We start from the raw sequence: 13,482 nt of genomic DNA, 5'->3' as shown, positions 1-13,482 counted from the left end.
GAAAGCGATGATTCAAACAACAAATACTGTATCAACACAAGTATTGGAGCAATCAGCTGTGCTTCGTGCGCTAGAGCACTCACTGGCGATGATTGAATTTGATGTCACAGGTAAGGTCCTATGGGTCAATGATATTTTTGCAAAAGCCATGAAATATTCAAAGGAAGAAATGATTGGTTTAAAGCATAGACAGTTTTGTCCTCCGCATATTGCAGAAGACGCAAGTTATCAAATGTTTTGGAAGCGTTTGAAGAATGGTCAAGTGTTTCAGGAAAAGGTGCAGCGGATCACGAAGTACGGTGACACCTTATGGCTTGAAGCGACGTATACACCAGTGCTCAATGAAGAGGGGAACGTAGTGGCTGTCGTGAAAGTGGCAACAGATATTACGGAGAGAGAAAACACAATGAAGCAGGTAGTAGAAGACCTAAAAGATATGTCTGCAAAATTAATGGAGCGAGCGGAAATCGGCATCCAGCATAGTCAAAGTGTAAATGCTTCTTTTGAACATATCGCGAATGAAACGGACCAAAACATGAGTTTGCTAGAAGGGTTAACAGAGCAGGTGGAGTCGATCAGCTCAATTGCTACAACGATTAACAGTATCGCTTCCCAAACGCAGCTGCTCGCATTGAACGCGGCCATAGAAGCTGCGCATGCGGGTTCCTATGGAAATGGCTTTAGTGTCGTTGCGGCAGAAATCCGTAAGCTTGCGACAGATTCAAAGGAAGCGATCGTAAAGGTGGATCGTTATGTGAAGGCGATCCATTTAGAAGTTGAAAAGGTCAGCACCGGAACAAGCCGTGCAAAGACAAGCGTGTTTACAAACCGGGATCTTGTCAAGCAAGCAAGCGAGGAATTCATGAATGTAGGAGAAGCAGCACGAGGCTTAGATCGTCAAGCACAAAGCTTAGCAGCAATTGTATAGCCGAAAACGAAAAAGCACCCAATCTCGATCAGGAGAAGGGTGTTTTTCCTATGGTTTATTTTAAAATATCAAACAATTCGTGTAAGTCTTTAATTTCATAATCTGGTGTCACATCTGTTTCATTTTTCTTGCCATGACGATTGATCCAAACGGTTTGGATGCCAACGCGAGATGCCCCGAGAATATCTGTTTTTGGATTATCTCCTACCATGATGACATCATCTTTTGTGAGATTTAACAGCAGAAGGCAGTGCTCAAAGATGCCAGGATCAGGCTTTCCTTTTCCATAATCTCCAGAAATCACAATTTCATTAAAGTAAGGGGCAAGTTCCGGAACACCTGCAAGTTTTTCTTTTTGCAGACTAGGATCTCCATTTGTTAAAAGGAGTAATTCATAGGTGCCCTTCAGGCGCTCTAAAACAGGATACGTTTCTTCATAGACATACGGGCGTTTTCTGCGCTCTGCTGCAAAGAAATCTGCTAAGTATTGACCAAATACTTCATCGTCAATTCCTGCCTCTTTTAAGCCGTTCGTCCAAGCGTTTTTGCGATACTCTGGTGCAAGGGCGTTCAGCTTTTGAAAGCCTTCGCTAATCGGCTCACTAAAATTGGACCACAGTCCTTCAAAAGGATTAATGCCAATCATGACAGTATAATCATATGTTTCATAAGAAGAGTACAGCTTTCTTGCTTCTTCACGCACAATCTGTTCAAACGATTCTGGATCAAGTCCATATTTCTTTTCCGCTTCCCTGCATGTTTCCTGAAAAGTGGTATGAATGCTTTTTTCATCCCAAAGCAAAGTATCATCTAAATCGAAAAATACGGCTTTCATGATCTTCTCCCTTGTTATGTATGTAGTTACCCTCAATTGCATGTGACAGGCTCATGTTCATTTTACAATAGAAGTTTTAGAGTTTAAATAGATTATTTAGTAATAAAAAAAGTGCACAAAAATGTGCACTCTTACATTATTTTGATAAATCAATGGTCTTATACTTACCGCCAGTCCATCCTAGTCCTGATGAGACTTGAAGCGAGAATTTCTTTTCGTTTGGAACTTCAAAAGCAATTTTACCTTTTTTAGATAATTTAGGATTTATTTGTTTTAAGAAGAAACTTGAATCGATATCATTGACATACATGTTATTTGTTGCGAGTGATTTGTATTCTGTACCGTCTTTGCCAATTAACCTAAACATCTCAGTATCTACCGTTCTATCTTTTTTACCTGTATTTATGACCGTTACTTCAACAATCACGAATTTGCCGTCTGTCGTTACATCGCTCATATACTGTTTTTGTAAAGATTTCGCTTCTGTTACGCTGTTTACTTGATAAGTAAAGTCTTCGACTGCTACTTTATCTCCAATTTTATGCGTTTTTTCTTTATCATTTTTCTTTTCGCTACTCGTTACTGCATTTTTAGAACCAGTATTTGATGTATTATCTTTTTTGCTGCCGCCCCCAGCCATACAAGATACAAAGATAATAATCAAAATGAGAATAATGATACTAAGACACCCAATCTTAAAAAACTTTTTCAAATAAATCCCCTACTTTTCCTTATTTTATTAAATGAATTTGAATACCTCACCAATGATAAGTCTAAAGAATTATAAAATCAATCATTTTTTTGAAAAAATAGATATAATACCCTTTTTTATATGGAATATGATTTATATTTTGGTTTATTTATGTATACAACTTGATTTATATCGGTGTGTTAATGAAAAATTGAAGGATTTGAAGAGACTTTATTTCTTTTTAAATAAGGCTTGCTCAAATCATTTCGTCATGCTAAAATGAAAAAGTTGTTTCAAGAGTTCCGTTACTTGACGGACAAATGAAAATTGTGTAGAATAGTTAACGAATTGAATAGATATCACAAGCAGAAGCACCCGCTTCTCACCTGATTGACACATGTTTGTAGTTGACAGGTTGACCGTACATTTATTTTTTCATGCAAATGTTCGCAGTGTGGGTGTTTTATATGCCCACACTTTTTGTTTGCCTGTAAAACATACAACGAAATGGTCAAAATGAATTGTGAACTCAATTCAAAATCTCATGGAGGTGGCTCACTATTAGCAAAGATCAATTAGTTAATGAAGGTATTCGTGCGCGTGAAGTTCGTTTGATCGGACAAAATGGCGATCAGCTTGGGATTAAAACCCGCCAGGAAGCTCTGGAAATTGCTACGAAAGCCAATCTTGACCTTGTGTTAGTTGCTGCAAATGCAAAACCACCTGTTTGCCGAATCATGGACTACGGTAAGTTCCGTTTCGAACAACAGAAGAAGGAAAAAGAGGCACGTAAGAATCAAAAAATCATTAGCTTAAAAGAAGTTCGGTTGAGCCCGACAATCGATGAACATGATTTTAACACGAAGCTCCGTAATGCAATCAAATTCCTTGAAAAGGGAGATAAAGTGAAAGCTTCTATCCGCTTTAAAGGCCGTGCGATTACGCATAAAGAAATCGGACAGCGCGTGTTAGACCGTTTCTCTGAAGCTTGCGCTGAAGTAGCAACAGTAGAAACAAAACCTAAGATGGACGGACGCAGCATGTTCCTCATGCTTGCACCAAAAGTCGAAAAGTAAAAGTAACAGAGGGAGGAAACATCCAATGCCAAAAATGAAAACTCACCGCGGATCTGCTAAACGTTTCAAAAAAACAGGTTCTGGTAAACTTAAACGTTCTCATGCGTACACAAGTCACTTGTTCGCTAACAAATCTACAAAGCAAAAACGTAAATTGCGTAAGAGCGCAATCGTAAGTGCTGGAGATTTCAAACGTATCAAACAACAACTTGCAAACATCAAGTAATCTGGAATAGGAAACATAGGAGGGAATTACAATGCCAAGAGTAAAAGGCGGAACTGTGTCGCGTCAGCGTCGTAAAAAGGTTCTTAAATTAGCAAAAGGTTATTTCGGTTCAAAACATAGATTATATAAAGTAGCAAACCAACAGGTGATGAAATCTGGAAACTACGCTTTCCGTGACCGTCGTCAGAAAAAACGTGACTTCCGTAAACTATGGATCACTCGTATCAATGCTGCAGCTCGTATGAACGGTCTTTCTTACAGCCGTTTAATGCATGGCTTAAAGCTTTCTGGTATCGAAGTAAACCGCAAAATGCTTGCTGACCTTGCTGTGAATGACTTAAACGCGTTCAACCAGCTTGCTGATGCTGCAAAAGCACAACTAGACAAATAAGTCATATAAAAGATCATTCCGCCGAGGAGTGATCTTTTTTTCTCATCATGTGAGGTGAAATCAATGAATATCGCTCTGATCGTGCTGCTCATCTTGGTCAATGTCTATGGGTTTTGTCTCATGGGAGAGGATAAACGCCGGGCGAAAGCACATAAATGGAGAATATCAGAAGCGCACTTATGGAGTGCCGCAGTACTTTTTGGTGCTGCCGGGTCATTTCTTGGCATGCAGTATTTTCGTCATAAAACAAAGCATCCTGCCTTTCAAATGGGTATGCCTGCTTTAATTGTTGTCCAATTGGTGATATTGGTCTATCTCAATCTCATCTGAAAAGGGAGCAGACGCCGTTAAGTCGGCGTATCTGCTCCCTTTTTTTGTTTGATTTTTTTGATGGGCTGATCCCAATCAATTTTTGTTTGAGGATACCGTTCAATGATGTTTTCCTCAAGTTTTTCAAAGTCTTCTAATGTGAATTCATTTAGCTTCTCAGGTGACTCGGTCCAAACGTAAATGGAGTGGACAAACAGAGGATGATCCTTAGAAGGAACATGTTTCTCCCCTTCAAACAAGACACCTTTATAGACGAAATTGAAATTTTTGCGAGCATTTTGCTGTTCGTCCATAAAATAAAAGCCTTCTTTTAATTGTGCTTGTTTCAGCTTTCTTCTCGGATTTGAGAAGAATTTTACCGCCATGTAGAAAATATAGACAAGCAGTGCAACAAGAGCAAGTCTAATGAGGATGACAAACATGACAGGATGCACCTCCAATACCGTTATCTGATGTACTACGAATGAGAAAGTCAAAAGGTTTCAACTTTTTTTAAAAAAATATTTCGATAAACGAAAAAATATTCATAAAAAGATCGTATTGAACGAAAGAGGTTTTGTATAATAAGAATGCACCATGAAGAAAAAGGAGGATACACAGAATGACAAAACTAGATCAAACATTAACTATGCTGAAAGACCTAACGGATGCAAAAGGGATTCCAGGAAATGAACGTGATGTAAAAAAAGTCATGCAGTCATACATAGAAACATATGCGGATGAAGTCTCTACAGACCGCCTTGGCAGCTTAATTGCTAAGAAGGAAGGAAATTCAAATGGGCCTAAAGTGATGCTTGCTGGTCACTTAGATGAAGTAGGATTCATGGTGACAAAAATCGATGACAAAGGCTATATTCGTTTTCAAACGGTCGGAGGCTGGTGGTCACAAGTTATGCTGGCGCAGCGTGTCACCATTGTGACGAAAAAAGGGGACATTACAGGTGTGATTGGTTCTAAACCGCCACATGTCTTATCACCAGAAGCACGAAAGAAATCAATCGAAATCACAGATATGTTCATTGATATTGGGGCTTCGAGCAAAGAACAGGCAATGGAATGGGGTGTCCTCCCTGGAGATCAAATCGTACCTTACTTTGAGTTTACGGTAATGAATGACGAAAAAATGCTTCTTGCAAAAGCCTGGGACAACCGTATCGGCTGCGCAGTAGCGATTGATGTCATGAAGAATTTAAAGGATACTCAACATGAAAATATTGCATACAGTGTAGCAACTGTCCAAGAGGAAGTTGGCTTGCGCGGAGCTAAAACAGCTGCAGCTACCATCCAGCCTGATATTGGATTTGCTATTGATGTTGGAGTAGCAGGTGATACACCAGGTATTACTGAAAAAGAAGCAACAAGTAAACTTGGCAAAGGACCAACGATTGTCGTATTCGACGCTTCCATGGTTTCTCATAAAGGGCTTCGCGATTTTGTTGTCCAAACTGCAGATGAATTAAACATTCCTTATCAATACGATTCCATGCCAGGTGGAGGAACAGATGCTGGAGGTATTCACTTAACAGGTCATGGTGTTCCATCACTATCCATCGGGATTCCAAGCAGATATATTCATACCCATGCAGCCATGATTCATCGAGATGATTATGAAAATGCGGTGAAGCTTTTAACAGAAGTCATCAAAAGACTTGATCAAAAAACGGTCGAACAAATTACGTACGGTTCTTAATGATGAAACCTTTCCTCAGTATGGGGAAAGGTTTTTTAATTGCGTTGAATTTCCCAGGAAATGAACGTTGGAATGTCAGTTGTGTCAAAAGAACTGTTTTCAAGTAAATGAAGTGATATTTTTCTAGTGAGGAAGGCACATGTGATCCATCTTGTATTTATGTAAGATGAAATCAATAAAAAAGGACAGAGCCTCAAACTTGCTCTGTCAAAAGAGAGTTTATGGAAGTAGGTGAAGCTTATTTTAGATTAAATCAATTATTCCTATTTGTCAACTTGGTTTTAAAAGAAAGAAAAATCAATCAATTTATGTTATATTTGTAACAAATTGTTTATACAAAGGGGATGGTTAAATGAATGCGGTTTCAATTGTGATAGGATCGATGTGTATTTTAGCGATTGCCTATCGCCTCTATGGTACGTTTATGATGGTGAAGGTATTAAAGGTCACAGATGATCATCCTACGCCGGCCCATGCACTCGAGGACGGGAAAGATTATGTGCCAACAAACAAATGGGTCACATTTGGGCATCACTTTGCTGCAATTGCCGCTGCCGGTCCATTAGTTGGTCCGATTTTAGCTGCACAATTTGGGTATTTACCTGGTCTCCTTTGGCTCTTAATTGGAGCGGTGATTGGCGGAGCTGTTCATGATCTCGTGGTCTTGTTTGCTTCGATGCGGAAAAAGGGGAAATCACTATCAGAGGTAGCGAAAGAGGAGCTTGGTCCTGTGGCAGGATTTTGCACAGGGCTCGCCATGTTATTTATTATTACAATTACAATGGCAGGACTGTCCATGGTTGTGCTTCATGCTTTAGAACGAAATCCTTGGGGAACCTTTGCAGTTGGTATTACCATTCCAATAGCGATGGGAGTTGGCCTTTATTATAAAAAGACGGGCAATTTAAAGCTGGCGACATCTGCGGGATTCATATTATTGATGTTGGGGGTATTCCTTGGACCGAATATTCAAGGAACAGCACTTGGAGATTTGTTAACACTTGATACAAAAACGCTTGCCCTTGCCCTGCCAATCTATGCGTTCTTTGCCGCGGCCCTGCCGGTTTGGCTGCTTTTGGCACCCAGAGACTATTTAAGCAGTTTTATGAAAATTGGTGTATTCATCGCGCTGATTGCGGGAATCTTTGTGGTTAATCCAACCATCCAATTTCCGGCGTTTACAGAGTTTGTGAGTGGCGGAGGACCTGTCTTAGCTGGACCTGTCTGGCCTTTTATTTCGATTACCATTGCTTGTGGCGCGATTTCGGGCTTTCATGCATTTGTTGGCTCAGGCACAACGCCAAAAATGCTAGATCGTTGGAGTGATATGAAACCGGTTGCGTTTGGCGCGATGCTCGTAGAATGTTTAGTGGGAATCATGGCGTTAATTGCCGCTACTGCGCTTCATCCGGGAGATTATTTTGCAATTAATAGTACACCTGAAGTGTTCCGAACGCTTGGTATGAGTGTCGAGAATCTTCCGCAGCTAAGTAAAGAAATCGGTCTTGACTTAGAAGGAAGAACAGGTGGAGCTGTTACATTAGCTGTAGGGATGGCGTACATCTTTACGGGTATTCCGTTCTTTAGTCATTTGGCCTCTTATTTCTTCCAATTCGTGATTATGTTTGAAGCCGTCTTTATTTTAACGGCAATTGACGCAGGAACCCGTGTCGCGCGATATTTGATCCAAGACTTCTTTGGAGAAGCATATAAACCGCTGAAACGAAATGACTGGGTACCAGGGTCAGTCTTTGCAAGTGCACTTGCTTGTTTTATGTGGGGATACTTGCTTTACTCTGGAGACATTGGGTCCATTTGGGCACTTTTTGGCGTGTCAAACCAGCTAATGGCCTCGGTCGGATTAATCATTGGGGCGACGGTTGTGTTAAAAATTGCGGATAAAAGGCGGTATATGTTGACTTGTTTAATTCCACTTGCTTACTTATATGTGACGGTGAATTATGCGGGTTATTGGATGGTTGCGAATGTCTATCTCAATCCTGAAGCATCTGGCTACAGTGTACTGAATGCCGTGCTTTCGATGATTATGCTGATTTTAGGTTTTGTCATTATCGTGTTCGCTATTAAAAAATGGATCGAGATTTGGCGCGATCCAGCTCTTCGAATGGAGACGCCAATCACTGGCTAAATGAACAAAGCCGGCTTGCTTATAGATAAGCAAACCGGCTTCTTGTTATTGCTGATGCTCAGGCTTTAAGCCCTGCTCTAATGTTTCAAGAATTTCATTTTTTTCATCTTCTGATGCCTCTTGCCATAACACCTCAAACAAAACGCCAAGACCTGGCAGCATTTTTTCCTCGCCGCTTTGAATCGCATCTAAAATCGTATGCTCAAGCTGCTCTTGATTATGGCCAGTAATGTTTTGAATCACTGCGCCTCTTAAATTAAAATCCATTGCCCACACTCCTTTTTTGATGGTGATAGCTCTATTCTGTGTCAAAGACAGGTTTATTATGTAGTGTGCTTGAGATATAATAAATTCATGATATTTAAAGGAGTTAAAGTCGCTTGAAATTTATAGAATCAGCTAAAAACGCACACATTAAACAATGGAAAAAGCTCCATACAAAAAAAGAACGAACGAAAACAGGGCTGTTCCTTGTTGAAGGAAAACACTTAGTAGAAGAAGCATTAAAAAGCGGGGTTGTGAAAGAGTTAATGATCACAACACCTGACATGCTCCCTGCTGACATCGAGCCTGACATTGAGCTGTATGAATTAAGTGAAGAGGCTTTTACTGCGATGACGGAAACGGAAACACCTCAGCAAATCGCAGCGGTTTGTACCATTCCTGTATTTGAGGAGAAAAAGTATGAACGAATGCTTCTGTTAGATGCAGTGCAGGATCCGGGGAATTTAGGCACACTCATTCGGACAGCAGATGCAGCGGGGCTTGATGCTGTGGTCCTAGGGGATGGAACCGTTGATGCGTTTAACGGAAAAACGCTCCGTTCAGCACAAGGTTCTCATTTTCACCTGCCTATCTTAAAACAAACACTTCAACAGACAATTCCAGCATTAAAGGCGCAAGGTATACCTGTATATGGCACTGCTTTAAAAAATGCGAAAGAGTATAGACACATAGCATCAGAAGGTCCATTTGCATTAATTGTTGGCAACGAGGGAGCAGGCATTGATCCAGAGATTTTGCAAATGACAGACCAAAATTTATATGTGCCAATGTACGGCCAGGCAGAATCTTTAAATGTAGCTGTGGCAGCAGCGGTTCTTGTCTATCATTTGCGCGGATAGTGTTGCAACACGTCCTATTTTTCACTATAATGAAACTAATATTTTAAAAACCATGATAGAGGAAGATTGTTTCACGAAGCGTCCTATTAGGGAGAATGCATCGTAGACTGAAAGTGCATTTAAGGAATGCTGAAACAGGAATTCACCTCTGGAGTTGTCACCGGGACCGCAGGTTTTGCGTAAAGGTGGACCGGATTCGTTTGATTCCGTTATGTCAATGAAGCTTATTCGCACATATATTTGTGCTTAACAAGGGTGGTACCGCGACCACAACTCGTCCCTTCTTTTTTGGAGGGGCGGGTTTTTTTATTGTCTTCAAACAATCAAACACCCGTTTATTCAGACGGTTTTGTATATTAAAAGGAGGATCACACTCATGCAAGAAACGTTAAAACAGCTTGAAGCAGAAGCGATAGCAAAGGTTGAAGCAGCCAGCTCGCTCAAAGAAGTCAATGACATTCGTGTTCAATATTTAGGGAAAAAAGGTCCGATTACAGAAGTGCTGCGCGGAATGGGCAAGCTTTCCGCTGAAGAAAGACCAAAAATGGGCGCACTTGCAAATGAAGTGAGAGAGCAGATTGCTGGTGCCATTGCTGAAAAAAATGAGCAGCTAGAAGCAGAAGAAGTGAAAAAGAAACTGGCTTCTCAAACCATTGATGTCACATTGCCAGCAAGTCCGATCAAAATCGGGGCAAGACATCCATTAACGATTGTCGTAGAAGATATTGAAGATTTATTTATCGGCATGGGCTATACCGTTGAAGAGGGCCCAGAGGTGGAAACAGATTACTATAACTTTGAAGCGCTCAATCTTCCAAAAGAACACCCTGCACGTGATATGCAGGACAGCTTCTATATTACTGAAGACACACTCATGAGAACACAAACATCACCCGTTCAAGCACGTACACTTGAGAAATATAAAGGCCAAGGTCCTGTGAAGATCATCTGTCCTGGTAAGGTATATAGACGTGACAGCGATGATGCCACTCACTCCCATCAATTCATGCAGATTGAAGGACTTGTGGTAGATCACAATATTAGCATGAGTGACCTCAAAGGAACGCTTGAGACAGTCGCAAGAAAAATGTTTGGGGAAGATCGTGAAATTAGACTGCGCCCAAGCTTTTTCCCATTCACAGAACCTTCCGTTGAAGTTGATGTGTCATGCTTTAAATGCGGCGGGAAAGGCTGTTCCGTATGTAAAGGAACAGGCTGGATTGAAATTTTAGGTGCAGGAATGGTTCACCCGAATGTATTAAAAATGAGCGGATTTGATCCAGATACTTACCAAGGCTTTGCTTTTGGAATGGGTGTTGAACGTATTGCGATGCTGAAATACGGCATAGATGACATTCGTCATTTCTACACAAATGATATTAGATTCACGAAGCAATTTAAGCAGGACTAAGAGGAGGAAATCAACATGTTTGTTTCATATAAATGGTTAGAGGACTATGTCGATTTAGAAGGCATTCAGCCGGATGAATTAGCAGAGAAAATCACAAGAAGCGGAATTGAAGTGGAAGCCGTTGAGTATAAAGGCGAAGGCATCAAAGGTGTTGTCGTTGGACACGTCATTGAACGTGAACAGCATCCGAATGCGGATAAATTAAACAAATGTCTTGTTGATATCGGCGAAGACGCACCGGTGCAAATTATATGCGGGGCTCCAAATGTGGATAAAGGACAGCATGTGGCTGTCGCAACGGTTGGTGCAGTCCTTCCTGGAAACTTTAAAATTAAAAAAGCAAAACTACGCGGTGAAGAGTCTCATGGCATGATTTGTTCTCTGCAAGAATTAGGCGTAGAGAGCAAGCTCGTACCAAAAGAATATGCAGAAGGCATCTTTGTTTTCCCGAATGACGTGAAACCAGGAGATGATGCCCTTCAAGCGCTTCAATTAGATGACGCGGTACTTGAGCTTGGCTTAACACCAAACCGTGCCGATGCCCTTAATATGCTAGGTGTCGCTTATGAGGTTGCCGCCATTTTAGGGAGAGACATCAAGCTTCCTGATACAGCGCATGAAACTTCTTCTGAAAAAGCAGCAGACTATATTTCTGTTAAAATTGAGGATCAAGAAGCGAATCCACTTTATGCAGCGAAGATCATTAAAAATGTAAAGATTGGACCAGCACCACTTTGGATGCAAACAAGATTGATGAATGCAGGTATCCGCCCAATTAACAACGTCGTGGATATTACGAATTTTGTCTTACTTGAATACGGTCAACCACTACATGCCTTTGATTATGACCGCTTTGGTTCAAAGCAGGTGGTTGTACGTAAAGCGGCTGAAAATGAAATGATTCAAACTCTGGATGAACAAGAACGTACATTGTCTTCGAAGCATCTTGTCATTACAAATGGCACAAAAGCGCATGCTGTTGCAGGTGTCATGGGCGGTTTTGAATCAGAGGTGCGTGATGAGACGACAACGATTCTTTTAGAAGCGGCATATTTCAACGGTCAAACCGTCCGTCAAGCATCTAGAGACTTAGGGCTTCGCAGTGAATCAAGCACACGATTTGAAAAAGGGCTCGATCCGCAGCGGACGAAATCAGCAGCCGAAAGAGCAGCGCAATTGATCAGTATGTATGCAGGCGGCGAAGTGCTAAGTGGTACAGTTGAGGAAAACCACCTTGAAACAAGTATGAATGTCATCCACGTATCAACTGAGCGTGTGAACAAGGTGCTTGGTATGAGCATTTCAAAAGAAGATATGATTCAGATTTTCAACAAACTAGGCTTTACTGTGGGCGAATCAAATGATGTGCTTGTTGTAACGGTTCCTTCCCGTAGAATGGATATTACGATTGAAGAGGACCTCATTGAAGAAGTCGCGAGATTATACGGCTACGACAATATTCCATCTACACTCCCTGCGACAGCTGGTACCGTTGGTGGTCTTACGCCATACCAAGTGAAGCGCAGAAAGGTGAGACGTTTCTTAGAGGGCGCAGGGCTTTCTCAAGCGATTACGTATTCATTAACGAATCAGCATAAGTCCACAGCCTTTGCTTTAAATCCAGCTTATCAAACAAGACTTTCCTTGCCGATGAGTGAGGAACGAAGTGTGCTGAGACAAAGCCTTCTGCCAAACTTACTTGATTCTGTCGCATATAACTTAGCAAGACAAGCTGATTCTTTTGCCTTTTACGAAACAGGTTCTGTTTTCTTAGCGGAAACGGAAGGCGCAAAACCAGTAGAGAAAGAGCATGTGGCAGGTGCGTTAACAGGTCTTTGGCATAAAAATCTTTGGCAGGGCGAGAAAAAAGCTGTCGATTTTTATGTAGCGAAGGGTATTGCAGAAGGGCTGTTTGAAAAGCTTGGTGTATCAGGAGAGATCACGTATGTTCAAGCAGAGCGTGAGGGCCTTCACCCAGGACGTACAGCTGATGTTCATTTAAATGGAAAAGTGATTGGCTTTGTAGCTGCACTTCATCCATTAGTGGAAAAGGAATTAGATTTAAAAGAAACGTATGTATTTGAATTTGATTTAACAGATGTAATGACGTCTGAAACAGAGGATATGAAATATACGGCTATTCCGAGATTCCCAGCAGTGACAAGAGACATCGCACTTGTCGTCGATCAGCATATTTCAAGCGGACAGCTGGAGCAAGTCATTTATGAAGCTGGCGGCCAATTGCTCACAGACCTTTCCGTCTTTGATGTGTATGAGGGGGAGCATATGGAAGAAGGCAAGAAATCTGTTGCATTCTCTCTGCAATATTTAAACCCAGAACAAACGTTGACCGAGGAAGAAGTCACGGCTGTTCATACAAACGTATTGAAAGCATTAGAAGATACGTATCAAGCTGTCTTGCGCGGATAATCAAAAGAGCTATCGCTTTATGGGCGATAGCTTTTAGCGTGTAGACAAACCCTCGCATTCTTTGTCAGTCCTGCGTGCCGGTGCTCACGAATGACAAATTCGCTCCGCACCAGTACTCGTCCTTCCTAGGGATGCAAAGGTTTTCTATCACGCTGAAAAGAAGACAAAGGGCTAAAATCAAGTTCATTTTAGCCCTTTGTC

Annotated in this window: 14 protein-coding genes and 1 other annotated feature; of the genes, 10 read left to right on the top strand and 4 right to left on the bottom strand. The window is 41.3% G+C overall.

Annotation, left to right across the window (positions count from 1 at the left end):
* Positions 1–7 precede the first annotated feature (7 nt).
* Positions 8–928 carry a methyl-accepting chemotaxis protein gene (locus tag EBQ12_RS10665; RefSeq protein WP_125589941.1) on the top strand — a complete coding sequence of 307 codons (921 nt, stop codon included), beginning with the start codon at positions 8–10 and terminating at the stop codon, positions 926–928.
* Positions 929–983: 55 nt separating this feature from the next.
* On the opposite strand, the gene EBQ12_RS10660 is transcribed toward EBQ12_RS10665, so the two are convergent.
* Entirely contained in the window at positions 984–1,763 is a 780-nt protein-coding gene (locus tag EBQ12_RS10660) for an HAD family hydrolase (protein ID WP_125589939.1), read from the bottom strand.
* A 136-nt stretch (positions 1,764–1,899) separates the two neighbouring features.
* Positions 1,900–2,475 (bottom strand): DUF4352 domain-containing protein, encoded by a 576-nt coding sequence (locus EBQ12_RS10655; protein ID WP_035701957.1) that lies wholly within the window; start codon positions 2,473–2,475, stop codon positions 1,900–1,902.
* 336 nt (positions 2,476–2,811) lie between these two features.
* Positions 2,812–2,943: a sequence feature (ribosomal protein L20 leader region), on the top strand.
* Between the two features lie 71 nt (positions 2,944–3,014).
* Here EBQ12_RS10655 and infC point away from each other — a divergent pair.
* The 4 genes from infC (at position 3,015) to EBQ12_RS10635 (ending at position 4,477) form a co-directional block, all read left to right on the top strand.
* Positions 3,015–3,530: a translation initiation factor IF-3 gene (gene infC / locus EBQ12_RS10650; protein WP_024718649.1), complete on the top strand. Its 516-nt coding sequence runs from the start codon at positions 3,015–3,017 to the stop codon at positions 3,528–3,530.
* Positions 3,531–3,555: 25 nt separating this feature from the next.
* Positions 3,556–3,756 carry a 50S ribosomal protein L35 gene (gene rpmI / locus EBQ12_RS10645; RefSeq protein ID WP_003216324.1) on the top strand — a complete coding sequence of 67 codons (201 nt, stop codon included), beginning with the start codon at positions 3,556–3,558 and terminating at the stop codon, positions 3,754–3,756.
* 31 nt (positions 3,757–3,787) lie between these two features.
* Positions 3,788–4,147, top strand: coding sequence for a 50S ribosomal protein L20 (gene rplT, locus EBQ12_RS10640; RefSeq protein ID WP_007501659.1), 360 nt, complete (start codon positions 3,788–3,790; stop codon positions 4,145–4,147).
* Positions 4,148–4,210: 63 nt separating this feature from the next.
* The gene (locus EBQ12_RS10635) at positions 4,211–4,477 is read left to right on the top strand and encodes a DUF1294 domain-containing protein (RefSeq protein ID WP_008346019.1); all 267 of its coding nucleotides are present in this window, start codon (positions 4,211–4,213) and stop codon (positions 4,475–4,477) included.
* A gap of 17 nt (positions 4,478–4,494) precedes the next feature.
* On the opposite strand, the gene EBQ12_RS10630 is transcribed toward EBQ12_RS10635, so the two are convergent.
* Positions 4,495–4,899 (bottom strand): hypothetical protein, encoded by a 405-nt coding sequence (locus EBQ12_RS10630; protein ID WP_008346017.1) that lies wholly within the window; start codon positions 4,897–4,899, stop codon positions 4,495–4,497.
* 179 nt (positions 4,900–5,078) lie between these two features.
* On the opposite strand from EBQ12_RS10630, the gene EBQ12_RS10625 reads away from it, so the two are divergent.
* Positions 5,079–6,167: a M42 family metallopeptidase gene (locus tag EBQ12_RS10625; protein WP_125589937.1), complete on the top strand. Its 1,089-nt coding sequence runs from the start codon at positions 5,079–5,081 to the stop codon at positions 6,165–6,167.
* A gap of 352 nt (positions 6,168–6,519) precedes the next feature.
* The gene (cstA, locus tag EBQ12_RS10620) at positions 6,520–8,316 is read left to right on the top strand and encodes a carbon starvation protein CstA (RefSeq protein ID WP_008346013.1); all 1,797 of its coding nucleotides are present in this window, start codon (positions 6,520–6,522) and stop codon (positions 8,314–8,316) included.
* A 45-nt stretch (positions 8,317–8,361) separates the two neighbouring features.
* Here the strand turns inward: cstA and sspI are convergent, their stop codons facing one another.
* Positions 8,362–8,583, bottom strand: a complete 222-nt coding sequence (sspI, locus tag EBQ12_RS10615; RefSeq protein WP_008346010.1) for a small acid-soluble spore protein SspI — start codon at positions 8,581–8,583, stop codon at positions 8,362–8,364.
* Between the two features lie 113 nt (positions 8,584–8,696).
* On the opposite strand from sspI, the gene EBQ12_RS10610 reads away from it, so the two are divergent.
* From EBQ12_RS10610 to pheT, 3 genes are all read left to right on the top strand, one after another.
* Positions 8,697–9,440, top strand: a complete 744-nt coding sequence (locus EBQ12_RS10610; RefSeq protein WP_125589935.1) for a TrmH family RNA methyltransferase — start codon at positions 8,697–8,699, stop codon at positions 9,438–9,440.
* 376 nt (positions 9,441–9,816) lie between these two features.
* Positions 9,817–10,851: a phenylalanine--tRNA ligase subunit alpha gene (gene pheS, locus EBQ12_RS10605; RefSeq protein ID WP_099496663.1), complete on the top strand. Its 1,035-nt coding sequence runs from the start codon at positions 9,817–9,819 to the stop codon at positions 10,849–10,851.
* 15 nt (positions 10,852–10,866) lie between these two features.
* On the top strand, positions 10,867–13,281 hold the full coding sequence (gene pheT, locus EBQ12_RS10600) for a phenylalanine--tRNA ligase subunit beta (RefSeq protein ID WP_079919760.1): 2,415 nt from the start codon (positions 10,867–10,869) through the stop codon (positions 13,279–13,281).
* The last annotated feature ends 201 nt before the right edge of the window (positions 13,282–13,482 follow it).

The organism is Bacillus sp. 2B09, from assembly GCF_003946835.1.
GTDB lineage: Bacteria > Bacillota > Bacilli > Bacillales > Bacillaceae > Bacillus > Bacillus altitudinis.
This window is presented reverse-complemented; position numbering and strand designations above follow the sequence as displayed.